Below are 22,069 nucleotides of genomic sequence, written 5' to 3'. Positions count from 1 at the left end.
AAATATCAGGTTTCGGTGACGAAACAGCGAAACAGGCTACACGGAAAAGAAATGCGTGAGTACAGTGCGCCGCGTTATTGTCGAAGGTCTCGAGCCTTCGCGCGGCGGGCGATGAATCCCTCGTGCTGCCGTCGTCGAGTTCCGCGAATGCTATCCTCTCGTTCGTTCAAAAATTGCGCATCTGGCGCGACATCCTTAAATGACCCAATTAATCAAACGCGCGTCGGCGGAAGCCCGCGCGTTCGGCGGCAAGCGCCAAGCCAGGCTCGACAAACAAGACAAGAAGCAAGGCAAGCGCTTCAAGCGCGAGCGCGACGACGATCTCGACGACGCGCCGCGCATCGATGTCCCCCGCAAACCGCGTTTCGCGCCGGTGACGTTCTCGGAAGAGGACGGCGTGCGTTTCCTGCATTTCGGCACGGAATGGGTGCAGGGCGCAATGCGTCTGAAGAAGCCGAACCATATCGAGCTTGAATACGCGCAGCAGATGATGGCGTGGCTGTTGTTCATCGAAACGCCGAAGCGCATTGTGCAGCTCGGTCTCGGCTCGGCAGCGCTGACGAAGTTTGCGCACGCGTTCCTCAAGCGCGCGAAGGTGGAAGCGGTCGAACTGAACCCGTCCGTCGTGATAGCGGCGCGCACGATGTTCGAGCTGCCCAACGACGACGCCCGTCTCACTGTCCACGAGCAAGACGCGTGGGATTTCGTCAACGATCGTTCGAATCACGGCACGATCGGTGCGCTGCAAATCGATGTCTACGATGCCACCGCGCGCGGCCCCGTGCTCGACAGCCTGGCGTTCTATCGCGCCTGCCGGGCTTGCCTGACAGCGCCGGCGGGCATGGTGACGGTCAACCTGTTCGGCGATCATCCGAGCTTCGTGCGCAACATGAAGCGCCTGAACGAAGCCTTCGATGGCCGCGTGATCGCGCTGCCCGAAGTCCACGACGGCAACCGCATTGCCATCGCGTTCGCCGGCCCGGAACTCGACGTGACGTATGCGCAGCTTGAAAAGCGGGCGAAGCTGATCGAGAAGGAATTGAAGCTGCCGGCGCGTGAATGGGTGAAGGGCCTGTCGATCAGCGCGGGCGCGGAAAACGCAGCGAGCTTTTCGATCTAGCCGCTGACGAGCGACGAGCGACGACGAAGGACGACGAACGACGAGGAATGAACCCGCGACAAGCCGGACCACGAAAGAAAGCGAGTATTACATAGTGCTTTCTTCAGTCATTACGGTTCGGGTTCGCCCTGCTTGACCCACTTTTACGCGTCCATATACTCCACGTGTTATTTCGGGGCGCTATTAGACTGAGCTTTACCGCGAGATCCGCGCAGAGCAACAGTCTGGAAGCATATTTCAAGAGAAAAGAGGAGGCCGTCATGGCTCAAGAAGCGGTGACCGCCACGGGTCAAGTCCGCAACAAGCAGTGGCTCTGGCTGCTGGTTCTTCCCTGGATCGGAGTCGTCTGGGTGCCGTTTTACAACAAGATTGAACCGGTGCTCTGGGGCTTTCCGTTTTTCTACTGGTATCAGTTGCTCTGGGTGTTGATCAGCGCGGCAATTACGGCGGTGGTCTATATGAAGACCAAACCCATCCACGATGTTCCCAAGCTCACACCCGGGAGCCCGCGATGATGAACTCCACCGCAACCTTCGTCTTCGTCCTGTTTTTTATCGGCGTGACGATTCTTGGCTTTGTGGCCGCTCACTGGCGCAAGGCCGATCTCGGACAGCTCGATGAATGGGGCCTCGGCGGCCGTCGCTTCGGCACGATCGTCACGTGGTTCCTGCTGGGCGGCGATCTTTATACGGCGTACACGTTCGTCGCGGTTCCCGCGCTCGTATTCGGCGCTGGCGCTACCGGCTTCTTCGCGCTGCCGTACACCATCCTGATCTATCCGTTCGCGTTCGTCGTGTTCCCGAAGCTGTGGGCGATCTCGAAGAAATTCGGCTATGTCACCGCCGCCGACTTCGTGCACGCGCGCTACAACAGCCGCATGCTGGCGCTGGCTATCGCCGTGACGGGGATTGTCGCGACGATGCCGTATATCGCGTTGCAGCTTGTCGGTATTGAAGTGGTGATTGGCGCGCTCGGTTTCGATACGACGGGCTTCATCGGTGACCTGCCGCTGATTATCGCGTTCGCGATTCTTGCTGCGTACACGTACACGTCGGGCCTGCGCGCGCCGGCCATGATCGCGGTCGTGAAGGACGTGCTGATCTACATCACGATCATCGCCGCGATGATCATCATCCCGGCGCAACTCGGCGGTTTCGGCGCGATCTTCAGCCATGTCGATCCGGCCAAGATCCTGCTGAAGGCACCGGATGCATCGAGCCTGAACGGCTATAGCGCCTATGCAACGTTAGCGGTTGGGTCGGCGCTCGCGCTGTTCCTGTATCCGCACTCGGTGACGGCGGTGTTGTCGTCGAAGTCGGGCAACACGATCCGCCGCAACATGGCGCTCTTGCCGGCTTACTCGCTCGTGCTCGGCCTGCTCGCGCTGCTGGGTTACATGGCGCTGGCATCGGGCGTGAAGGACATGCCGGAATTCGCACCGTACTTCAAGGCGTACGGTTCGAACTTCGCGGTCCCGGCGCTGTTCCTGCACTTCTTCCCGTCGTGGTTCGTGGGCGTGGCGTTTGCGGCGATCGGTATCGGCGCGCTGGTGCCCGCGGCGATCATGTCGATTGCAGCGGCCAACCTGTACACGCGCAACGTGCATCGGGAGTTCGTGAACACGAAGATGACGCCGGAGCAGGAAACCAACGTCGCCAAGCTGGTGTCGCTGCTGGTGAAGGTGGGCGCCGTCGTGTTTATTCTTGCATTGCCGCTGACGTACGCTATTCAGTTGCAACTGCTCGGCGGGATCTGGATCATCCAGACGCTGCCGGCGCTGGTGCTTGGGCTTTATACGCGGGTTCTCGATCACCGTGGTTTGCTGCTGGGCTGGGCTGTGGGTATTGCTGCAGGTACGTGGATGGCGGTGTCGCTGAAACTGGCCAGCTCCATCTTCACGATCCACCTGTTCGGTTACGCGATTCCTGGTTACGCCGCTGTGTGGGCGTTGGTCGTGAACCTCGTGGTATCGATCGTGGTGAGCGTCCTGGTGCGCGTGATCGGCCTGAAGCGGTCGGATGACCGTACGAGTCCCGAGGATTATCTGGACGTCGCGGAAACCTGATCCGAGAGGGAAAGGGAAAACGGGCGATCCACCCCGTTGTCTCAAGAAAGCTGGTAAAACGCCCGTAACGGATGTTGCGGGCGTTTTGTTTTCCGAGTCCCGTTTTCATCAGCTTTTTGCTCGCCAGGCTAACCGGAGCCGCATGTCCTCGACCGATACGACCAAACCTCACCGCAGCCAGGCGCGGCGCTTACTGCACGTGCTGGGCTCGCCGTATTTTCGTTATCGCTACGCCAAATATCTGCACGGGGCGCGCGTGGCGCTGGCCATGCTTGCGTCGATTGCGCTGACGTCGGGTATCAATATTCCGCATGGCGAGTGGTCGTCGGTGACCTTGCTGGTGGTGATCGGCGGCTTGCAGCATCACGGCAATATCCGCAAGAAAGCCGCGGAGCGCGCGGTCGGCACGCTGCTTGGCGCGTCGCTGGGCCTCGGGCTGATTCTGCTGCAATCGGCCACCCATTCGACCATGATCACGTATGTGCTGCTGGCGGTGATAGCGGGCGTCTGCGCGTATCACGCCATCGGCAAGCCGGGATATATCGCGTTGCTGACGGCCATCACGACGATCATCGTCGCGGGACATGGTGATCTGTCTATCGAAGTCGGCCTGTGGCGCACCTTGACGGTGCTGATCGGGATTGTGATCGCGCTCGCGTTTTCGTTCGTGCTGCCGCAATACGCGACCTATTCATGGCGTTACCGGCTCGCCGACAACATGCGCGACAGCGCGCGGATTTATGGCGCGATCGTCGACGGGCGGCCGATGCCCAACGAAACCCTGACGAAACAATTGCTCACGATGAACGCAAGGCTGGTCGCGTCGCGTTCGTTGCTGGCGTCGGTGGCAAAGGAGATCAATGTGCCGGTTGCCGTGCTCGACGATATCCAGCGCCAGCACCGGTCGATTCTCACCGCGCTCGAAATGATGGCGGGAGCCATGCCGCACGACGCGCCGGGGCTTCTCGCGAGCGGCCATGCAGAAGAGCGCGCGGTGCGGCACACGTTGCTGCTGATGGCACGCGCGCTGCGTTTTGGGCGTGTGGGTTTGCTGCATGCCGCGAGCGGTTCTCCCGCAGCGGCTGCTCGACTGGAGCGGGCCACGGGTGTTGCCGCGGACCTCGCGCCCGATTTACAGGGGCCGTACTGGCTCGCGCAACGGCTGGCAGAACAGGTGGACCGGCTGCGCTTGCGGCTGATCGAAATCGAGCGGCAATGGAACATCGAGGGCGCGCAGCCGTTTCATCGATAAATCGAATGTGTCAGGCCTTACGTGCTGCCTGTGCAGCGATCGTCACACGTTGCGTCATGTCCCCAGTTCGTCCATGACGGTCACCATCCACGGCATCCCGAACCTGTCGGAGACCATGCCGAAACCGCTCGTCCAGAAGGTCGGTTGCCAGGCCATCCGCACGTCGCCGCCAACGCTAAGGGCATCGAACATCCTCTGGCCGGATTCGATGTCGTCGGCGGCGATTGAAATGCTGAATCCGGAGAACACCTGGGGCGCGGCGTCCACGCCGTCGGACGCCATGATCACGCTCGGCCCTATCCTGAACGTGGCGTGCATGATCTTGTCCTGCCATTCGGGTGTGGCGTTCACGCCCTCGGGGGAGTCCTTGAAATGCAGCACCGACAGCGTTTCCGCCCCGATGGCTTTTTGGTAGAACTTGAGCGCTTCTTCAGTGCGGCCGTTGAAGAACAGATAGGGTTCGAGACGCATTGGCAACTCCTGGTGTGTCGGGCAGCCAAGCCGCCCGTGCCAAAAGTCTAGCCCACGTCCGAGGGCTGCAAACGCACCGCATGGCCTCGATCCGCATAAAAAAAGGCGCCGGCGAAATAGCGCCGACGCCCGTTTCCAGAGCCGATTTACAGTCGCGAAATTACTTCAGCGCTTCGATCAATTTCTCGAGTTTGACTGCATCGGCGGCGAACGCGCGGATGCCTTCTGCGAGCTTTTCGGTGGCCATGGCGTCGTCGTTGACGAGGAAGCGGAAGCTCGATTCATCGATTTCGATCTTGCTTACCGGGTCGTTCGCGACCGCTTCCGGCGACAGCTTGCGCTCGACTTTTTCGTTGCTATCGGCGAGCTTTTTCAGCAGGTCCGGGCTGATGGTGAGTAGGTCGCAGCCGGCCAGTTCCGTGATCTGGTTCACCGTGCGGAAGCTCGCGCCCATCACTTCGGTCTTGTAGCCAAACTTCTTGTAGTACGCATAGATCTTGCGCACCGACTGCACGCCCGGATCGTTCGCGCCGCCCATCTTGACTTCGTCCCAGTCCGCGCCGGCCGACTTCTTGTACCAGTCGTAGATCCGGCCGACGAACGGCGAGATCAGTTGCGCGCCGGCGTCCGCCGCGGCCGCGGCTTGCGCGGTCGAGAACAGCAGCGTCATGTTGCAGTGGATGCCTTCCTTCTGAAGCGTTTCCATCGCGCGGATGCCTTCCCACGTGGACGCCAGCTTGACCAGGATGCGCTTGCGGTCAATGCCCGAGTCTTCGTACAGCTTGATGATGTCGCGGCCCTTGGCGATGGAACCTTTGATGTCGAACGACAGGCGGGCGTCGACTTCCGTCGATACGCGGCCCGGGACGATCGTCAGGATTTCCTTGCCGAACGCGATCAGCAACTGGTCGATGATCTGGCTCATCGGCTTGCTCGCGTGCTCCTTGACGGTCTTCTCCAGCAGCGGCTTGTACGCGTCGTTCTGGACAGCCTTGAGGATCAGCGACGGGTTCGTGGTCGCGTCTTGCGGCTTGAACTCGCCGAGTTGCTGGAAGTTGCCGGTGTCGGCGACAACGGTGGTGTATTGCTTGAGCTGGTCGAGAGCGGTGGTCATATCTGGTCTTCGGCGCGTTGTGCCGTTGTCAAAGATGCGGAATGCCCGCGGGTGAAAGGGTTTTGCGAGGCCGCCGGTGCGGATGCTGTGCCAAAACAACTGGCGAGCGGCTCGCCCAAGATTGCCATTCTATTCCTGCCGCGCCATTTGGCGCAGAGTACGGCGCCGTTCACGGTCGTGCTTGCTGCGTTCGGGCGCCGGATTGCCCGCTCGCATACGGTGCGTCTATTACACGTTCGCCGCGTGAACATTTCGCGTCGATACGATAAATCTACGCCCGGTGCGCGTTGAGCACAATCTGCGTGACGATGCCCGCCACCAGGCCCCAGAACGCCGAGCCAATCGACAGCAGCGTCAGCCCCGACGCGGTGACCATGAACGTGACGAGGGCGGCTTCGCGTTGCCGCAGGTCGCTCATGGCGTTGGTGAGGCCGCTCATGATCGAGCCGAACAAGGCCAGCGCGGCGACCGACACCACGAGCGCTTTGGGCATCGAGGCGAACAAGGCGGCGATGGTCGCACCGAATACGCCGGCGAGGAGATAAAAAATCCCGCACCAGACGGCGGCCATATAGCGCCGGGAGCGGTCTTCGTGAGCTTCGCGGCCGGTGCAGATGGCGGCCGTGATGGCGGCCAGATTGACCCCGTGGGAGCCAAACGGCGCGAGCAGAAGCGACGCAAGGCCGGTTGTGGCGATTAGCGGCGCGGACGGCGTGGTGTAGCCGTCCGCCCGCAGCACGGCGATGCCGGGCACGTTTTGGGAGGCCATGGCGACCACGAACAATGGCACGCCGATACTGATGGCCGCCGCGAGCGAGAAGTGCGGCATCGTGAAAACGGGACGGGCGAGCGCGACGTGGAACTGGCTGAAATCGAGTAAACCGAGCGCTCCGGCCGCCACGATACCGATCACAAGCGTCATGAGAATCGCGTAGCGGGGCGCGAGGCGTTTCACGATCAGATAGGTGAAGAACATCGACAGGACGAGGGCGGTCTGGAACTGCGCGGCCCTGAATATTTCGATGCCGATCTCGAACAGGATCCCGGCCAGCAGCGCGGCGGCGATACCGGCGGGAATTTTCCGCATGAGCGTATCGAACCAGCCGGTGAGTCCCACGGCGCTCAGCAGCACCGCGCAGACGATGAAAGCGCCGATTGCATCGGGATACGCCACATTCGGCAGCGACGTCACGAGCAGCGCGGCGCCGGGTGTCGACCAGGCGGCGACGATGGGCGCGCGAAACTTCAGCGAGAGGCCGATCGTGCAGACGGCCATGCCCATGGAGAGCGCCCAGATCCAGGAGGAAATCTGGGCATCGGAGAGATGAGCGGCGCGCCCGGCCTGGAAAATGATGACGAGCGAACTGGTATAGCCCGTCATCATGGCGACAAAACCCGCGACGAGGGCGGAGAGCGACGAGTCAGCGAGGGGGCGGAAGGTCGTGGCGGGCGGATTCATGCGGAACCTCGGGGGGCGATCGCAGATCGTACGTGCCAAAAAGCCTGAAGGGCAGTGACAGTCTGAAAAGAAATTGCCGAGCCACTTGAAAGCTGACAAATAAAGCTGAAAGGGGCGCTGAATCGCGCGTGACAACCGCCGGTTATTTAGAAAGCGCCCGCATCGCACTTTCCAGTCCCGCGAGCGTAAGGCCGAACATTCTGCCGCCAAGTATTTGCCGGATAATCGATACCGATTGCCGATATTCCCACAGCCTTTCCGGCTCCGGATTGAGCCAGGCAAAATGGGGATACTGATCGGCGAGCCGCCTTAACCAGACCGCGCCGGCCTCGGCATTGTTGTACTCGACCGAGCCACCGGGTTGCACAACCTCGTACGGGCTCATGGTTGCATCGCCGACAAAAATCAGCTTTGTATCGGGCGAGAATTTGTGCAGCACATCAAAAGTAGCTGTGCGCTCTCCATGGCGTCGCCGATTGTTTTTCCAGAGATAGTCGTACACGCAGTTATGGAAGTAATAAAACTCGAGATGCTTGAACTCCGACTTAGCCGCGGAAAAGAGTTCTTCAACGCGCTTGATGTGATCGTCCATTGAGCCGCCTACATCGAGCAGCATCAGGACCTTCACGTTGTTATGGCGCTCCGGCACCATCTTCAGATCGAGCCAGCCCGCATTGGCTGCGGTACTGCGAATGGTGTCGGGGAGATCGAGTTCATCGGCGGCGCCTTCGCGTGCGAAACGCCGCAAGCGCCGTAATGCCACTTTGATATTGCGCGTTCCGATCTCGACCTGATCGTCGTAATCCTTATACGCGCGTTCATCCCAAACTTTAACGGCCGTTCGATTCCCCGCGGAATCTCCGCCAATGCGAATCCCTTCGGGGTTAAACCCGCCATTTCCGAACGGCGACGTTCCGCCTGAACCAATCCACTTGCTGCCGCCTTCGTGCCGTTCATTCTGCTCGTCGAGAAGTTGCTTCAGGCGTTCCATCAATTTATCGATACCGCCAAGCGCTTCGATCTGACGTTTTTCTTCCGGCGTGAAGTCCCGCTCCAGGCGTTTTTTGAGCCAGTCGAGCGGAACGTCGAACGCATCTTCATCCAGCGCCGCGATGCCGTGAAAATACGCGCCGAACGCCTGGTCGAATTTATCGAAGTATTTCTCGTCCTTGATCAGCGTCATGCGCGCGAGAAAATAGAATTCGTCGATAGAAGGCCCGATTACCTTGGCCTTGAGCGCTTCGAGCAGCGTCAGGTATTCCTTTACCGAAACCGGTAACTTGGCGCCGCGCAGGGAATAGAAAAAGTCGATCAGCATGCCGGGCTCCTTGCCCAATCAATCGAGCCGGAATTCGGGCCGGGATTCGAGTTTCGCGAGCAGATTTGCGCGCACGGCCGGCCATTCGGACTCGATAATCGAAAACACCACCGTATCGCGGTAAATACCGTCGCGGCCGATCTGGTGATTGCGCAGAATCCCGTCCTCCTTCGCTCCCAGCCGCGCGATAGCCGCACGCGATTGCCGGTTCATGAAGTGCGTCCGGAACTCCACGGCGATGGTCTTGAGCGTATCGAACGCATACGAAAGCAGGAGCAGCTTGGCTTCGGTGTTGATCGCCGTGCGCTGCACGCGTTTCGCGTACCACGTGCTGCCAATCTCGAGCCGCCGATGCGCCGCTTCAACATTCATATAACGCGTGCTGCCGATCACGTCGCCCGTTTTCACGTCGATGATGGTGAACGGTTGAGCGCCGGCTGAATCGCGCATGGCGAGCGCCGTGTCCATCCATGCGGCGATTGTGTCGGGCGAGGGTACGCTCGTGTACCAGAGCGTCCACAACTCGCCGTCCGAGGCGGCGTTGGCGAGTGCGTCCTGATGCTCGCGCGCGAGCGGCACGAGCCTCACGTGCTTGCCTTCCAGCGTAACCGGTTCGATCCAGCGGCTCATGCTTGCAGCCTTTTCAACGGTTGTTGCGGTTCATGAACAGCAGGCGCTCGAACAGGCTCAGGTCCTGTTCGTTCTTGAGCAATGCGCCGTGCAGCGGCGGGATAATCTGCTTCTGATCGGTGGAGCGCAGCGCTTCCGGGCCAATGTCTTCTGCCAGCAGCAGCTTCAGCCAGTCGAGCAATTCCGATGTCGACGGTTTCTTCTTCAGCCCCGACACATTGCGCAACTCGAAGAAACTTTGCATCGCGGCGGCGAGCAATTCCTGCTTGATGCCCGGAAAATGCACCTCGACGATTTCCTTCATCGTCGTGGGTTCGGGGAATTTGATGTAGTGGAAAAAGCAGCGGCGCAGGAACGCGTCGGGCAGCTCTTTCTCGTTGTTCGATGTGATGATCACCAGCGGCCGGTGTTTCGCCTTCACCAGCTCGTGGGTCTCGTACACATAGAACTCCATCCGGTCGAGCTCGCGCAACAGGTCGTTGGGAAACTCGATATCCGCTTTGTCGATTTCATCGATCAGCAGCACGCCGGGTTCATCGGCATCGAAGGCCTGCCACAGCACGCCCTTGACGATGTAATTGCGGATGTCCTTCACGCGTTCGTCGCCGAGCTGGGAATCGCGCAGGCGCGAGACCGCGTCGTACTCGTAGAGGCCCTGCTGCGCCTTGGTGGTCGACTTGATGTGCCATTGCAGGAGCGGCATGCCGAGCGCGGCGGCGACTTCCTCGGCCAGCATCGTCTTGCCGGTGCCAGGCTCGCCCTTGATGAGCAGCGGGCGCTGCAGGGTGATGGCGGCGTTGACGGCGAGCTTGAGATCGTCGGTGGCGACGTATTGCGATGAACCTTCAAAACGCATGACACGTCCCTCGGAGAAGGAAAAATTGCAGTATAAGTCAGAAGGGTTTTGCCAGCGCCGCTGGCCGAACCCCCGTCAGCCGACCGAGGAAGGTGAAAGCTAAATGTCCATCGGGCAGATTGTCGCAGTCCCCGGGGCCTCAAGCGCCACGGCCTTGCGCGATGCGGCCCAACCCGCTGCGGCCGGTGGACGGAGGGTAGGTCGCGCGGTACAATTAGCGCGATTTTTTTGGCCCGCGTGGCTGGAAACCGGATCGGCGCTCGCAGCATCGTGGTTTAGCGCTCGTCCGTTTGACCAGTCCCGAGAAAGTCCCGGAACGCCAGGCGTCCAAGGTGCCGGATTTCCCCTCATGCCAGGTTAGAAGCTATGAATAAATTCGTCGGCAAATGTGCCGTGATCGCAGCGCTGTCGGGGCTTGCCGGCTTCGCGACACAGGCATCCGCCGATGTCGTGGGCAACGCGAAAGCAGCCCAGGGCAAGGTTGCGATGTGTATCGGGTGCCACGGCATCCCCGGTTACCGCACCGCGTATCCCGAGGTGTACCGGGTTCCGATGCTCGGCGGCCAAAGCGCCCGCTATATCGAGAACGCGCTGCATGCCTACAAAAAGGGCGATCGCCACTTCGAGACGATGCATGGCATAGCAACCACGCTGACCGATCAGGATATCGCCGACATCGCTGCGTATTACGCCGCGCAAACCCCCTCTTCGAAGAACAATCCCGACAAGTGATCCGCTGCGCCCGAGTCTGCCCGAATCTGATCGCAAGACTCGAGGGCGCCCGTCACCCGGCTTTTCACTAATCGCGGATAGGAGAATTCATGAAGGCACTCGACACAGTGTTGAAGACAGCATGCACGGCAGCCGCGCTGATCGGCGCGATCGGCGTTCTGGCCATGCAGCCGGCGCAGGCAGCCGATGCAGGCAACGGCAAGGTGCTCGCCGAAGCCCACAATTGCGCGGCCTGCCACGGCCCGAATCTGAACAAGCCGGTGAGCGCGGAATATCCGAAGCTCGCAGGCCAGCATGCCGACTACCTCTATTGGGCGCTGCGCCAGTACCAGATGGGCAACGGCAATCCGAACTTCGGCCGCAACAACGCCATCATGGCGGCGCAGGTGCAAAGCTTGTCGCAAAGCGATCTGAAAGACATCTCGGCGTATATCGAATCGTTGCAGGGCGATCTGGTTGTGAAGAAGTAAATATCGCCCGGGTCATCGTCCGGTTGTCTGCGCATGAAAAAACACCCCGCTCAATGCGGGGTGTTTTCGTTTTTGTTTTTGATTCAACGTTCAGGCTTCGGCTTTTAGTCTCGCGATGCCCGCTGTTCGATCAGCGCAAGGTACGCGTCCGTATCCGGCGGCGTGTTGTTGCGCTGTGATTCCCAAATGATCTGCCCAAGGCATTCCATGATCGCGTGCTGCGCGTCGTGCGTCGAACCCATCCGTCCGACCAGCCGTTCATGCGCGCGCCGGATGCCGGGCGGCTGATCGATGGAGAGTTGTTCGGTGATGGCAAGATGCATCGATAAATGCAGGAACGGGTTGCTCTTGCCCTGATCGGGCGAGTAATCGGCTTGGGCCACGTCAGGATCGGCGAGTTCTTGCTGATATTCCGGATGCTCGCCGATCCAGTCCGCCGCAATGCTCTCGAGCGGCGTCAGGACGCCACCTTCGCGCTGCTTGCGCCAGGTGTCGGTGAAAAATTGGCGAACTTCGTCGCGGCTGGGGTTGAACATGGTGGGTGCGTCGCTTGCGGGTGTCGTTTTCAAAGGCCCATTTTAAGCTGCATCCATAGCGGTCGCTCGGAACACGCCCACTCGATCATTCAATGGGCGCCGGCGTCTTGGGCCGGTACTCGCACAGCGGCTCGATTGCGCAATGCCAGCATTGCGGCACACGTGCCCGGCAGACATAACGGCCGTGCAGGATCAGCCAGTGATGCGCGTCTTGTTTGAATTCATCGGGGACGAACTTTTCCAGTGCCGTTTCCACCGCGCGCACGTCTTTGCCCGGCGCCAATCCGGTTCGATTCGATACGCGAAAGATATGCGTGTCGACAGCGATGGTCGGATGGCCGAATGCCGTATTCAGAATCACGTTTGCCGTCTTGCGCCCGACGCCCGGCAGCGCTTCGAGCGCCTCGCGATTGTCCGGCACTTCGCCGCCGTATTGCTCGATGAGAATCCGGCACGTAGCGATCACGTTCTTCGCTTTCGTCCGATACAACCCGATGGTCTTGATGTACTCCGTCACGCCTTCTTCTCCGAGCGCCAACACCTTGGCCGGTGTATTGGCAATCGGGTACATGCGCCGCATGGCCTTGTTCACGGAGACATCGGTGGCTTGCGCCGAGAGCATTACAGAGATTAGCAACTCGAAGGGCGACTCGTGCTCGAGTTCGGTGGTCGGATGCGGGTTCAGGCTTTGCAGCGTCTCGAAGATCGCAAGGCGTTTTTTCGGGTTCATCGTGTTCAGGCGTTGTTATCGTTACCAGGTTCATGGTCAGGGTCGACGGCAGGCGTCGAACTTTTGTCTTCATCCGGGCGAGTCATGCCGAGACGCCGCCGCCGGGCTTCAGCAGCATCGATCTGTGCCTGAACTTCCGGGCTGACCGCGTCGGTGTTTTTCGGCCCCGCGCCGAGTTTGGCCAGTTCCTCTTTCTTCTTTCGCGCACGGTCCATGGCAGCCTGGATGATGGCGCGCTTTTTTGCCTGGGCATCGTCGTCGGCAGCAGCGCCGGTTTGCGTTGCGGGCTGATCGCCGGATGGCTCAGCCGCCTTCGATGCAACCGATCTGTCCGACTCAGCCACACGCGCCGCCTTGCGCGCTTCGGCCGCGTCGCGTTCGCGTTCTAGCCGCGCTTGCCGCTGATCGTGCCGCTCGCGCGCCGCGTCGGCCTCGCGCTGGCTCCATGCGTCCCAGCCGGTTTTATCGTCGGTAACCGGGACCATCGCGATGCAATCGACCGGGCAGGGCGGCACGCATAGGTCGCAGCCGGTGCAAAGCTCGGGGATGATCGTGTGCATCTGCTTTGCCGCGCCGACGATTGCATCCACCGGACACGCTTGCATACACAGCGTGCAGCCGATGCACAGGCTTTCATCGATGATCGCCAGCGGCCGCGGCCGTTCGACACCGTTGTCCGGGTTGAGCGGGATCACGGGCTTGCCGAGCAAACTGGCCAGGCGCGCCACGCCTTCCTGTCCGCCCGGCGGGCACTGGTTGTAGTTTGCCTCGCCTGCCGCAATCGCCTGCGCATACGGCCGGCAAGCGGGATAGCCGCATTTGGTGCATTGCGTCTGAGGCAGCCGGTCTTCAATCTGGTCGGCGAGAGTCTTGGGGGAGGTTGCAGTCACTACAATCACATTAACGGCTTGGGGAAGGCGGCACGGGCGGGCTCACAAGTTGGCGCGACCGTGTGCAATGCGAACGGTCCGTGCAGCGGGCGCTGGCCGAGCGCGTGGAGCACCTACGAGGGCAAACGCGAGCATACGCGACGCACCCGGCGGGTGGGACAAAACAGACGATTGACCATTGGCGCAACTTGTTCGATCCACACCCGGCGACGGCACGTGGAGACATGTCGAACGCTCAGGTTTGCGCTCGTTTTTGACGTCATGTCGAGCGTTTCCAACCGTTGCACGGGAAGCGGCATTATCGCCGAATTTCAAGCTGTTCCCAATCATTCCCAATTGCCAACATGCCAGCGATGTGCACATAATCAAATCGCTTTCGATTGACTGCAGGACGGTATCCCCCAATCACGTTGGCGTAACCGATCCATCGCACGCTTCCTAAGGACACGGGAACGCGTGACGCTATCCGGAAAACGCGGTTTGTCGATCACAAAGCCACCATGAACCAGCCAAAAATCAAAAGAGATCCTGAGGGTACACGTCGCCGAATCCTGCTTGCCGCCGCAGAGGAATTTGCTGCGGGCGGCTTGTTTGGTGCGCGTGTCGACCAAATCGCCCGCCGTGCCGAAACCAACGAGCGAATGCTGTACTACTACTTCGGCAGCAAGGAACAGTTATTCACGGCCGTGCTGGAGCACGCGTTTGCCGCGCTCACCGAAGCCGAAAAGACGCTCGACCTGGATGGCGTTGCACCCGTGGAAGCCATGACGCAACTGGCGCATTTCATCTGGGATTACTATCGTGAGCACCCCGAACTCTTGCGTCTCATCAATAACGAGAATCTGCACGAAGCCCGCTACATAAAGGGTTCCACGCGCATTCGCGAGTTGATTTCGCCGGTGGTCGCCACGCTCGCGAGGATTCTCGAGCGTGGTCAGCACGCCGGACTATTTCGCAATAACGTCGACCCGCTGCGCTTTTACGTGACCTTGTCGGGTCTTGGGTACTACATCGTATCGAATCGATTCACGCTCGAAGCCACGTTCGGACTCGACTTCAGCCGCGACGCCGAACGCGATGAAATCATCAAGATGAATACGGAATTGCTGCTCGCCTATTTGCTGAGGCGCTGACGCATCGGCGCCCTCGCCGCAGAGGGCGCCCACAAACGAAAACACGCCACGCTAAATGAAAACGCGCGGCGTGTTTTGTCGTGCCAATTAATTCCCGACGGTCAACTAAATCAAGCCGGGACAGCTTCCTTCTTCGGCGCTTTGTCGTGCGTGAGAATGAATTCACGCAGTTGCGGATACACCATCGTGCGCCAGCGGCGTCCCGAGAAAATGCCGTAGTGGCCGGCCTTCTCCGCCATGTAGTGGCGTTTGTTCTTCGCCGGGATACCGGTGCACAGGTCGTGCGCCGCACGCGTCTGGCCGCTGCCGGAGATGTCGTCGAGTTCGCCTTCAATGGTCAGCAGCGCCGTGTTCTTGATGTCCTGCGGGCGTACCAGTTCACCGTTCACGTCCCACGTGCCTTCGGCCAGGCGAAATTCCTGGAATACGACACGGATGGTGTCAAGGTAGTAGTCGGCGTCCATGTCGAGCACGGCGTTGTATTCGTCGTAGAAGCGGCGATGCTGCTCCGCATCTTCGTCGTCGCCACGCATCAGGTTCTGATAGAAGTCCCAATGCGCGGTCACGTGGCGCTCGGGATTCATTGCCACGAAGCCTGCGTGCTGAAGAAAGCCCGGATACACCTTGCGGCCTACACCCGGATAGTTCGCCGGCACCGTGTGGATCACGTTGTTCTCGAACCATTCATATGAATGTTCGCTCGCGAGCGAGTTCACCGACGTCGGGCTGCGGCGTGCGTCGATCGGGCCGCCCATCATGGTCATGGTGCGCGGCGTGTCTTCGCCGCGGCTGGCCATCAGCGAGATCGCGGCGAGCACCGGCACGGTCGGCTGGCATACCGAGATCACGTGCAGGTCCTTCGCGCCGATCTGGCGGATGAACTCCTGGATGTATTCAACGTAGTCGTCGAGATGGAACGAGCCGTCTTCGAGCGGCACCATGCGCGCGTCGAGCCAGTCCGTCAGGTAGACCTTGTGGTCGTGCAGCAACGTCTTCACCGTATCGCGCAACAGGGTGGAGTGGTGGCCCGAAAGCGGAGCGCAGACCAGCACGACAGGTTCGGTCTTGAGCTCGGTGACGGTAGCGCTGTCATCCGAGAAACGCTTGAAGCGGATCAGCCGGCAGAAGGGCTTTTCCAGCACGATCTGCTCGACGATAGGAATGGCATGACCGTTCTTCTCGATCTGATGCAGTTCGAACTCGGGCTTTTCGTAGTCCTTGCCCAGGCGATACAACAATTCATAGCTGGCCGCGAGCCGGGTGGAACCGGGCACATACGCGAGCGGGCTGGAAGGATTGGTGAACGACTTCGATGCCGCTTCCGCCCATGCCGTAAGGGGGCTCAACAAGGCCCGCTGAAATTCGTGGAATTGATAGAGCATGTTTGACCTGTGTAAAACCGGAAGCGCCCGTGTCCGTGAGCGTGTCCGGCGGTTGGCCTCTATCGGCGGTGGCGTCTTGCCGGGGTCAGGCTTTCGCAGGCTCCCGGCTCGGCGTGCAGTTCGTCGATCGCACCGCGTTGCTGGTGCTGGCAGTTATTCGTTGCTTCGTCGTTGCTTATTTGCCGAACGAGGGGTCACGGGAAATGGGGGCAGGGACTGGATAAGCCGGCGTTGCGCCTTCTGGGCTGAACATGGAACAGCACACGAAACACATGCCGGCTAAGCCGTGACACTAAACCCCATTCAAAATTACATTCGTTGAACGACCGGTCGGAAAGCCTTGTCGATCATAGCCAAGAATGCGCTCTTGTGCAATGCAACATACGTGCTCTATGCCGCTATCCGGCGTCAAATTTGCGGCTAATTCGTTAATTACCGTCAATTATTCCAAGAACATTACGATTTACTTTCTTTTGTGAGTGTCGCACCCGAGGGTTTGTCCTGACGCCGTGCAGGTTGGCCCGTCGCCTTCGCCATACCCTGTTCGTGGCGCATCAGGTTCATGCCGGTATGCACGAGCGCAACATGCGAGAACGCTTGCGGGAAGTTACCGACCTGACGTTTCGCGACCGTGTCATATTCCTCGGCGAGCAGGCCGACGTCGTTGGCCAGACCGAGCAAACGTTCGAACATCGCATGGGCTTCGTCGAGACGGCCTTGCAGCGCGAGATTGTCGACCAGCCAGAAGCTGCAGGCCAGGAACGTGCCTTCGCCGGGTGGCAGGCCATCTGCGACTTCCGTCGTGTGATAACGCTTCACCAGCCCGTCATGCGTGAGATCGCGCTCAATGGCGTGCACCGTTGCGATTACACGCGGATCTTCCGGCGGCAGAAAGCCCAGCAGTGGAATCAGCAGCAAGCTGGCATCGAGATCGTCGCCGCCGTAGGTCTGGACGAACGAGTTCATCGACGCATTCCAGCTCTTTTCGCACACGTCCGCGTGAATGGTGGCGCGCATGTTGCGCCAGTGATCGAGCGGACCTTCCAGGCTGAACTGCTCCGCCGATTTGATCGCGCGGTCGTAGGCCACCCACGCCATGACCTTCGAAAAGGTGAATTGTTGCCGCCCGCCGCGCGTTTCCCAGATGCCTTCGTCGGCTTCCTGCCAGACCGTGTCGAGATGATTGAGCATGGCGCGCTGGATCGACCATACGGTGTCATCGGCTTGCAGGCCGCCCACGCGCGCGAGATGCAGCGCGTTCATCACTTCGCCGTAGACATCGAGTTGCAGTTGGTTGACCGCGCCGTTGCCTATGCGCACCGGCTTCGAATTCTCATAGCCCGGCAGCCAGTCGACTTCCCATTCCGGCAAGCGCCGCTCGCCCGCGATGCCGTACATGATCTGCACCTGTTCTGGCGACCCGGCCATCACGCGCCCCAGCCAGGCGCGCCATGCGCGCGCTTCGTCGTAGTAACCGCTGCGCATCAGCGCGAGCAGGGTAATGGTGGCGTCGCGTAACCAGCAGTATCGGTAATCCCAGTTGCGCGTACCGCCCAATTGCTCCGGCAACGATGTGGTCGGAGCCGCAACGATGCCGCCCGTCGGCTCATAGGCCAGCGCCTTGAGCGTGATCAGCGAGCGGCGGATGGCCGGACCCCAGCGGCCGTCCAGATTGCTGCGCCCCGACCATTCCAGCCAGAAGTTTTCGGTGCGTGCAAATTGCGTATGGGGATCGAGCGCGGGAGGCAGGCGCAAATGCGATTGCGAATACACGAGCGAGAAGGGCACACGCTCGCCTTCAGTGACGGTGAATTCGCCGACCGTACGCATGTTCTCGCCCGTGAGTTCGATGGGCGTGCGCATCACGCACAGATCGGGACCGGCGATCGCGCGAATGCCGCTGTCGTCGGGAAGACGGCTGACCCAGGGAATGGACGAACCGTAATCGAAGCGCAGCACCAGTTCCATCTTCATCTTCACGGTGCCGCGCCGGCCGACCACGATCCGCACGAGGTCGGACACACCGTCGCGGACCGGCATGAAGTCGATGAGCGAAACCCGGCCTTCGGGCGTCTCGAAGTCCGTTTCGAGGATCAGCGTATCGCCGCGATAGCGCCGCGTGATCACAGGCGGCACGGCGCCGTCGGGCAGGTCGGGGGTGATCAGCCAGCGGCCGTTTTCGGGCGTGCCCAGCAGCGCGGCGAAACACGCGCCGGAATCGAAGCGCGGCCAGCATAGCCAGTCTATCGAGCCCTCTTTTGAAATCAGGGCGGCGGTGTGGCCATCGCCAATCAGGGCGTAATCCTCAATCAGTGCAGGCATAGGCTTGGGCGTTCGATCTCGATGCGGCCGCAGTTCAGGCGCCGCGTGGTTGTTGGGGGCCAGGCTGTTCCAGTCCTTCGAGCCGTCGATTATGAAGCGCATTCGCGATTCGCGTCTTCATGACTGTCCCGATCCAAGGCTCCGACCCTAAGTTCAATCCAGCTTCGACCCATGACGCTGAGCCAAAGCCGCCTTGCAAGAACAACAAGTGCGCGAAGGTTGAAAAACGAGTTAAAAAACGAGGTTGGAAAAACGTGTGACAAATGTTTAGAATGAAACTTCGCGCCTGACGGTTTGCCGGAAGTGGCCGCGCGGGTTCACATCGCCGGACCCGCCAATGCACGTCACGCGCTCCATGCTTGCTTAACGTTTTCGAGGACATCGAAAGTGAAAGCCATGCTGAATCCGTCAAGAGCCGATTGCATTGCCATCCTGTCGGCTGCGAGCCATATCGCCGATCAAACCACGCTCCTGGATCTCAACTACAAGAATCTCGGTTTGTCCCGCAACGGGATGGAAACCGCGGCGTCATTCCTCATTGAACGCGACTGCTTCATGCGGCATCGCGAGATCAATGGACAAACCGCCGTCGGCGGTTTGTCGCTGCAGGGCCGCATGCGGCTCGACCAGCTCGCCAACAACTGATTGCGCTGCAACACGCAAGCCTTCATTCGACTTCAGAACATTCATGGAACGCGGGGCCTCAGATCCCGCGTTCAGTGTTTGCTCGCCTCTGGAACCTCGCTCTCGTAACCGCGTCTTACAGGGCGCGTTACCTATGGCCGCGGCCGTCAGAAGTGCGTCGCGCTAAGCCCGAATACGCCGATCAGTCCAATGATGATCAGGTAAATCGCGACAATGAAGTTGAGCAGGCGCGGCACGATCAGGATCAGAATGCCAGCTATCAGCGCGACCAGCGGTCCGAGGCTCAGATGGATATTCATGGCGACTCCTTGTTGATTTTTTGATGGGAATTGGGTTGCATCATGCGCCGAAGCAGTAGCCGGTGACAATCGGGCTCTTTCCACGACCCATAAGACCTGAAACAAGCCGTAGTAACGAACGATCAGGAGGTTGTATGCATGTGGCGGATTTCACTCGTTTCACACGTCTTGCTTCTGCGCTCCGCGTCCAGGGCTTGGCTCTCACGCAAACAGCGTGCCGCGCCGCTGGACCGGTGCGTTTGCATCAGTCCGGGCAGCGTCGAATTCTATTAGGAGGTTTCGCGGCGAGCCTGGCCGCGGTGTTGTCGCTCACTGCCGCCCAAGCCTTCGCGCAAAGTGCCGGCACTGCGCCCGGCAGCAACGTGTTCGACTTGCTGGTGGGCACGTACACCGGCAGCGGCAAGAGCGAGGGCATCTATGTGTATCGATTCGATGCGGGCACCGGTGAGACCACGCGGCTTGCGTCGGCGCAGGCGGTGAATCCGTCGTATCTCGTGGTGAGCAAGGATCGGCAGCACGTCTACGCCGTGAACGAATTGCCCGGCGACAACGGCCCTGCCACCCAACGCGGCGGCATCAGCGCGTTTCGCTTCGATCCATCGAGCGGACAGCTCACCTTCGTGAACCGCGTCTCCGCCGATGGCAACGATCCCGCGTATCTCGCGATATCGCCGGATGGCCGCTATCTGCTGACCGCCAATTACTCGGTGGCGTCGAATCCAGGTGGCAGCTTTGCCGTGTTTCCGCTGGACGGCGAGCGCGTGGGGCCGTCGGTGCTCACCGTGCATCACGACGGCAGCGGTCCCGTGAAAGGGCGCCAGGACAATTCGCACGTGCACTCCACCGTGTTTTCGACCGATGGCCGCTATCTGTTCGCGCAGGACCTGGGTGCGGACAAGCTGTATTCGTATCGATACACGCCCGACGGCAGCCGCGGTTTGTTCGGGCCGACCGAGTCGCGTTATACGCTCGTGAAACCCGGTTCCGGGCCGCGTCATCTGATCTTCGATCAAGCCGGCAAACACGCCTACCTGACGACGGAAATGAATGCATCGGTAACGATGTACGACTATGACGACGGCAAGCTCACGCTCAGGCAAACCCTGCCCATGACCGCGCCCGGTTTCAAGGGCAAGATTGGCGGCGGCGCGATCCATCTGTCGCCGGATGGCCGCTTTCTTTACGCCACCAATCGCGGCGATGCGAACGAAATCGTGCGCTATGCCGTCAATCCGTCCGATGGTCATCTCAAGCTGCTCGGCCGGACTTCCACGCTCGGCAAGACGCCGCGCGAATTTGCCATCGATCCGACTGGACGCTGGTTGATCGTCGGCAATCAGGGTAGCGACAGCGTCTACTTCTTCAGGCGCAATCCGGACACGGGCGAACTCGCGTCGGATCCCAAGCGCCTGGAGCTCGGTTCGCCGGTCGATTTCAAATTTGTTTCGCCTTCCTGATGATTGTGTCTATCTGCGCCGCGGGGCGAAGGAGTTTCGCGAACCGCGGCGCAGTTTCGTAATCAACGTGGTGATGGTTTAACCAGTAAGGCCGGGGCTCGACCCGGTATAGAAGGAATTCAACGTTGAACATTACGTCAGCACCCAGCAGGGAATCCGGCCATGTCGCCGGGAATGCATTACAGGACGCGCCCACACCGCCGGGCTTCATCTGCGCGTTCCGCTTTGCCGGCGCGGAGGCGTTGCGGTTGTCATGGGACGAAGCGCGTCGCGAGATCGTGGGCGAAGGTCCCACGTGGCTGCATCTGAGCGCAAACGACGACACCGTCGAAAGCTGGCTGACCGGCGTGACCGCGATGCCCGATGTCGCCCGCGAATTCCTGAACGGCGAGGACAAGCGGCCGCGCGTGCACATGGGGGCGACGTTCATGTACGGCGTGGTCGCGGATCTGGAGCGCGTCGCGGACACGCCGGACGCCGATCCGAACGCCCAGGCGACGCGCCGGGCGACGGGCGCGCTGCGCTTTTACGTCGATAAAAACCGCATGATCACGGTGCGCGCGCAGCCGCTGCAATCCACCGACCGGCTGCGTCATGCCGTGCTCGAAGGCGCGATGTTCCGCGATACCGTCGATCTTTTCGCCGGCCTGATTCGCGCGTTGAACGAGACGTTTGCGGATCGTATCGATGAAATCGGCGACCGGCTCGACGATGTCGAGGAGGGCGTACTCGACGGTCGTCATTCGAACTGGCGCGCCGAGCTGGGTTCGGTGCGGCGGCGTCTGGTAGAGGTGAAGCGATTTGTCGATCCGGAACGCAACGCGCTCACGCAACTGGTGCTGCGGAGGCTGGAATGGGCGGAACCGCGATCGATGGAAACGCTGATCCAGGCGATTCAAGTGCTCAATGGACTGGGTGCCGGGCTCGAGGCGCAATACGAACGCTCGAAGCTGCTGCAGGACGAGATAGCGGCGCTGCTCTCTGAGGACATCAACCGCAAGCTGCTGTGGCTCGCGATCCTGTCCGCGTTGCTGATGCCCGCGACGCTCGTGTCCGGTATCTTCGGCATGAACGTGGCCGGATTGCCCGGCACGCACGAGCGCTATTCGTTCATGATCGTGATAGGTGTGATGGGTGTTTGCGCGGCCTTCACGCTTTATTTGCTGCGGCGATTGCGGTTGTGGTGAG

The 22,069-nt window shown here is 60.5% G+C and carries 22 protein-coding genes and 1 pseudogene; 11 read left to right on the top strand and 12 right to left on the bottom strand.

The annotated features are described in order from the left end of the window. Positions 1-95: 95 nt before the first annotated feature. The 5 genes and pseudogenes from M0D69_RS00660 to M0D69_RS00640 all read left to right on the top strand — a co-directional run. Positions 96-203: pseudogene (locus M0D69_RS00660) on the top strand (DNA-deoxyinosine glycosylase); the annotation flags it as partial. Further along, positions 200-1,120 carry a spermidine synthase gene (locus M0D69_RS00655; RefSeq protein WP_301780169.1) on the top strand — a complete coding sequence of 307 codons (921 nt, stop codon included), beginning with the start codon at positions 200-202 and terminating at the stop codon, positions 1,118-1,120. The pseudogene M0D69_RS00660 and the gene M0D69_RS00655, both read left to right, overlap by 4 nt. A 260-nt stretch (positions 1,121-1,380) precedes the next feature. Further along, positions 1,381-1,635, top strand: a complete 255-nt coding sequence (locus tag M0D69_RS00650; protein WP_047896274.1) for a DUF3311 domain-containing protein — start codon at positions 1,381-1,383, stop codon at positions 1,633-1,635. Further along, positions 1,635-3,185 (top strand): monocarboxylate uptake permease MctP, encoded by a 1,551-nt coding sequence (gene mctP / locus M0D69_RS00645; RefSeq protein WP_301780345.1) that lies wholly within the window; start codon positions 1,635-1,637, stop codon positions 3,183-3,185. Before M0D69_RS00650 ends, mctP begins: the two co-directional genes overlap by 1 nt. 142 nt (positions 3,186-3,327) lie before the next feature. Next, a complete protein-coding gene (locus M0D69_RS00640) occupies positions 3,328-4,437 on the top strand; it encodes an FUSC family protein (protein ID WP_301780168.1) in 1,110 nt (369 codons plus the stop codon). A gap of 54 nt (positions 4,438-4,491) precedes the next feature. Here the strand turns inward: M0D69_RS00640 and M0D69_RS00635 are convergent, their stop codons facing one another. The 6 genes from M0D69_RS00635 to M0D69_RS00610 all read right to left on the bottom strand — a co-directional run bounded on the left by M0D69_RS00635 (position 4,492) and on the right by M0D69_RS00610 (position 10,285). Further along, on the bottom strand, positions 4,492-4,908 hold the full coding sequence (locus M0D69_RS00635) for a VOC family protein (RefSeq protein WP_301780167.1): 417 nt from the start codon (positions 4,906-4,908) through the stop codon (positions 4,492-4,494). A 160-nt stretch (positions 4,909-5,068) separates the two neighbouring features. Further along, on the bottom strand, positions 5,069-6,022 hold the full coding sequence (tal, locus tag M0D69_RS00630; protein ID WP_301780166.1) for a transaldolase: 954 nt from the start codon (positions 6,020-6,022) through the stop codon (positions 5,069-5,071). A gap of 271 nt (positions 6,023-6,293) precedes the next feature. Beyond that, positions 6,294-7,481, bottom strand: a complete 1,188-nt coding sequence (locus tag M0D69_RS00625) for a benzoate/H(+) symporter BenE family transporter (protein ID WP_301780165.1) — start codon at positions 7,479-7,481, stop codon at positions 6,294-6,296. Positions 7,482-7,623: 142 nt separating this feature from the next. Further along, complete coding sequence (locus tag M0D69_RS00620) at positions 7,624-8,799, bottom strand: VWA domain-containing protein (protein WP_301780164.1); 1,176 nt, start codon at positions 8,797-8,799, stop codon at positions 7,624-7,626. Between the two features lie 18 nt (positions 8,800-8,817). Continuing rightward, positions 8,818-9,429 (bottom strand): GNAT family N-acetyltransferase, encoded by a 612-nt coding sequence (locus M0D69_RS00615; protein ID WP_301780163.1) that lies wholly within the window; start codon positions 9,427-9,429, stop codon positions 8,818-8,820. Positions 9,430-9,442: 13 nt separating this feature from the next. Continuing rightward, positions 9,443-10,285 (bottom strand): MoxR family ATPase, encoded by an 843-nt coding sequence (locus M0D69_RS00610; protein WP_301780162.1) that lies wholly within the window; start codon positions 10,283-10,285, stop codon positions 9,443-9,445. A 366-nt stretch (positions 10,286-10,651) separates the two neighbouring features. Between M0D69_RS00610 and M0D69_RS00605 the strand changes: the two genes are divergently transcribed. Beyond that, on the top strand, positions 10,652-11,017 hold the full coding sequence (locus M0D69_RS00605; RefSeq protein ID WP_089160670.1) for a c-type cytochrome: 366 nt from the start codon (positions 10,652-10,654) through the stop codon (positions 11,015-11,017). An 89-nt stretch (positions 11,018-11,106) separates the two neighbouring features. Further along, positions 11,107-11,487: a c-type cytochrome gene (locus M0D69_RS00600; RefSeq protein WP_301780161.1), complete on the top strand. Its 381-nt coding sequence runs from the start codon at positions 11,107-11,109 to the stop codon at positions 11,485-11,487. Between the two features lie 104 nt (positions 11,488-11,591). Here M0D69_RS00600 and M0D69_RS00595 read toward each other — a convergent pair whose 3' ends face one another. From M0D69_RS00595 to rsxB, 3 genes are all read right to left on the bottom strand, one after another. Further along, positions 11,592-12,023, bottom strand: a complete 432-nt coding sequence (locus M0D69_RS00595) for a DUF1841 family protein (protein ID WP_301780160.1) — start codon at positions 12,021-12,023, stop codon at positions 11,592-11,594. A gap of 85 nt (positions 12,024-12,108) precedes the next feature. Next, on the bottom strand, positions 12,109-12,753 hold the full coding sequence (gene nth, locus M0D69_RS00590; protein ID WP_301780159.1) for an endonuclease III: 645 nt from the start codon (positions 12,751-12,753) through the stop codon (positions 12,109-12,111). Between the two features lie 5 nt (positions 12,754-12,758). Further along, positions 12,759-13,652, bottom strand: coding sequence for an electron transport complex subunit RsxB (gene rsxB / locus M0D69_RS00585; RefSeq protein ID WP_301780158.1), 894 nt, complete (start codon positions 13,650-13,652; stop codon positions 12,759-12,761). 491 nt (positions 13,653-14,143) lie between these two features. Here rsxB and M0D69_RS00580 point away from each other — a divergent pair, with 491 nt between their 5' ends. After that, entirely contained in the window at positions 14,144-14,776 is a 633-nt protein-coding gene (locus M0D69_RS00580) for a TetR/AcrR family transcriptional regulator (RefSeq protein ID WP_301780157.1), read from the top strand. A 110-nt stretch (positions 14,777-14,886) separates the two neighbouring features. On the opposite strand, the gene M0D69_RS00575 is transcribed toward M0D69_RS00580, so the two are convergent. Then, positions 14,887-16,158: a polyhydroxyalkanoate depolymerase gene (locus M0D69_RS00575; RefSeq protein WP_301780156.1), complete on the bottom strand. Its 1,272-nt coding sequence runs from the start codon at positions 16,156-16,158 to the stop codon at positions 14,887-14,889. 456 nt (positions 16,159-16,614) lie between these two features. Then, on the bottom strand, positions 16,615-18,480 hold the full coding sequence (locus M0D69_RS00570) for a glycoside hydrolase family 15 protein (RefSeq protein ID WP_301780344.1): 1,866 nt from the start codon (positions 18,478-18,480) through the stop codon (positions 16,615-16,617). Positions 18,481-18,876: 396 nt separating this feature from the next. On the opposite strand from M0D69_RS00570, the gene M0D69_RS00565 reads away from it, so the two are divergent. Further along, positions 18,877-19,125 carry a hypothetical protein gene (locus M0D69_RS00565; RefSeq protein WP_301780343.1) on the top strand — a complete coding sequence of 83 codons (249 nt, stop codon included), beginning with the start codon at positions 18,877-18,879 and terminating at the stop codon, positions 19,123-19,125. 146 nt (positions 19,126-19,271) lie between these two features. On the opposite strand, the gene M0D69_RS00560 is transcribed toward M0D69_RS00565, so the two are convergent. Further along, positions 19,272-19,424 (bottom strand): DUF3096 domain-containing protein, encoded by a 153-nt coding sequence (locus M0D69_RS00560; protein WP_075583384.1) that lies wholly within the window; start codon positions 19,422-19,424, stop codon positions 19,272-19,274. 134 nt (positions 19,425-19,558) lie between these two features. On the opposite strand from M0D69_RS00560, the gene M0D69_RS00555 reads away from it, so the two are divergent. Both M0D69_RS00555 and M0D69_RS00550 read left to right on the top strand, forming a co-directional pair. After that, positions 19,559-20,881: a lactonase family protein gene (locus M0D69_RS00555; protein WP_301780155.1), complete on the top strand. Its 1,323-nt coding sequence runs from the start codon at positions 19,559-19,561 to the stop codon at positions 20,879-20,881. A gap of 125 nt (positions 20,882-21,006) precedes the next feature. After that, complete coding sequence (locus M0D69_RS00550) at positions 21,007-22,068, top strand: CorA family divalent cation transporter (protein WP_301780154.1); 1,062 nt, start codon at positions 21,007-21,009, stop codon at positions 22,066-22,068. Position 22,069: the final 1 nt, after the last annotated feature.

This window comes from Caballeronia sp. SEWSISQ10-4 2 (genome assembly GCF_030464885.1).
In the GTDB taxonomy this organism is placed as follows: Bacteria; Pseudomonadota; Gammaproteobacteria; order Burkholderiales; family Burkholderiaceae; genus Caballeronia.
The sequence above is the reverse complement of the archived record's forward strand: the minus strand, read 5'-3'. Positions and strand labels throughout refer to the sequence as shown.

What these genes read in the sequence shown, in the direction of transcription:
- M0D69_RS00625 (WP_301780165.1), bottom strand. Translation starts at nt 7,481, where the DNA reads ATGAATCCGCCCGCCACGACCTTCCGCCCCCTCGCTGACTCGTCGCTC.
- M0D69_RS00580 (WP_301780157.1), top strand. Translation starts at nt 14,144, where the DNA reads ATGAACCAGCCAAAAATCAAAAGAGATCCTGAGGGTACACGTCGCCGA.
- M0D69_RS00650 (WP_047896274.1), top strand. Translation starts at nt 1,381, where the DNA reads ATGGCTCAAGAAGCGGTGACCGCCACGGGTCAAGTCCGCAACAAGCAG.
- tal (WP_301780166.1), bottom strand. Translation starts at nt 6,022, where the DNA reads ATGACCACCGCTCTCGACCAGCTCAAGCAATACACCACCGTTGTCGCC.
- M0D69_RS00595 (WP_301780160.1), bottom strand. Translation starts at nt 12,023, where the DNA reads ATGTTCAACCCCAGCCGCGACGAAGTTCGCCAATTTTTCACCGACACC.
- M0D69_RS00605 (WP_089160670.1), top strand. Translation starts at nt 10,652, where the DNA reads ATGAATAAATTCGTCGGCAAATGTGCCGTGATCGCAGCGCTGTCGGGG.
- M0D69_RS00640 (WP_301780168.1), top strand. Translation starts at nt 3,328, where the DNA reads ATGTCCTCGACCGATACGACCAAACCTCACCGCAGCCAGGCGCGGCGC.
- M0D69_RS00575 (WP_301780156.1), bottom strand. Translation starts at nt 16,158, where the DNA reads ATGCTCTATCAATTCCACGAATTTCAGCGGGCCTTGTTGAGCCCCCTT.
- M0D69_RS00570 (WP_301780344.1), bottom strand. Translation starts at nt 18,480, where the DNA reads ATGCCTGCACTGATTGAGGATTACGCCCTGATTGGCGATGGCCACACC.
- M0D69_RS00560 (WP_075583384.1), bottom strand. Translation starts at nt 19,424, where the DNA reads ATGAATATCCATCTGAGCCTCGGACCGCTGGTCGCGCTGATAGCTGGC.
- M0D69_RS00565 (WP_301780343.1), top strand. Translation starts at nt 18,877, where the DNA reads ATGCTGAATCCGTCAAGAGCCGATTGCATTGCCATCCTGTCGGCTGCG.
- M0D69_RS00655 (WP_301780169.1), top strand. Translation starts at nt 200, where the DNA reads ATGACCCAATTAATCAAACGCGCGTCGGCGGAAGCCCGCGCGTTCGGC.
- M0D69_RS00615 (WP_301780163.1), bottom strand. Translation starts at nt 9,429, where the DNA reads ATGAGCCGCTGGATCGAACCGGTTACGCTGGAAGGCAAGCACGTGAGG.
- mctP (WP_301780345.1), top strand. Translation starts at nt 1,635, where the DNA reads ATGAACTCCACCGCAACCTTCGTCTTCGTCCTGTTTTTTATCGGCGTG.
- M0D69_RS00635 (WP_301780167.1), bottom strand. Translation starts at nt 4,908, where the DNA reads ATGCGTCTCGAACCCTATCTGTTCTTCAACGGCCGCACTGAAGAAGCG.
- M0D69_RS00600 (WP_301780161.1), top strand. Translation starts at nt 11,107, where the DNA reads ATGAAGGCACTCGACACAGTGTTGAAGACAGCATGCACGGCAGCCGCG.
- M0D69_RS00610 (WP_301780162.1), bottom strand. Translation starts at nt 10,285, where the DNA reads ATGCGTTTTGAAGGTTCATCGCAATACGTCGCCACCGACGATCTCAAG.
- M0D69_RS00620 (WP_301780164.1), bottom strand. Translation starts at nt 8,799, where the DNA reads ATGCTGATCGACTTTTTCTATTCCCTGCGCGGCGCCAAGTTACCGGTT.
- nth (WP_301780159.1), bottom strand. Translation starts at nt 12,753, where the DNA reads ATGAACCCGAAAAAACGCCTTGCGATCTTCGAGACGCTGCAAAGCCTG.
- M0D69_RS00555 (WP_301780155.1), top strand. Translation starts at nt 19,559, where the DNA reads ATGCATGTGGCGGATTTCACTCGTTTCACACGTCTTGCTTCTGCGCTC.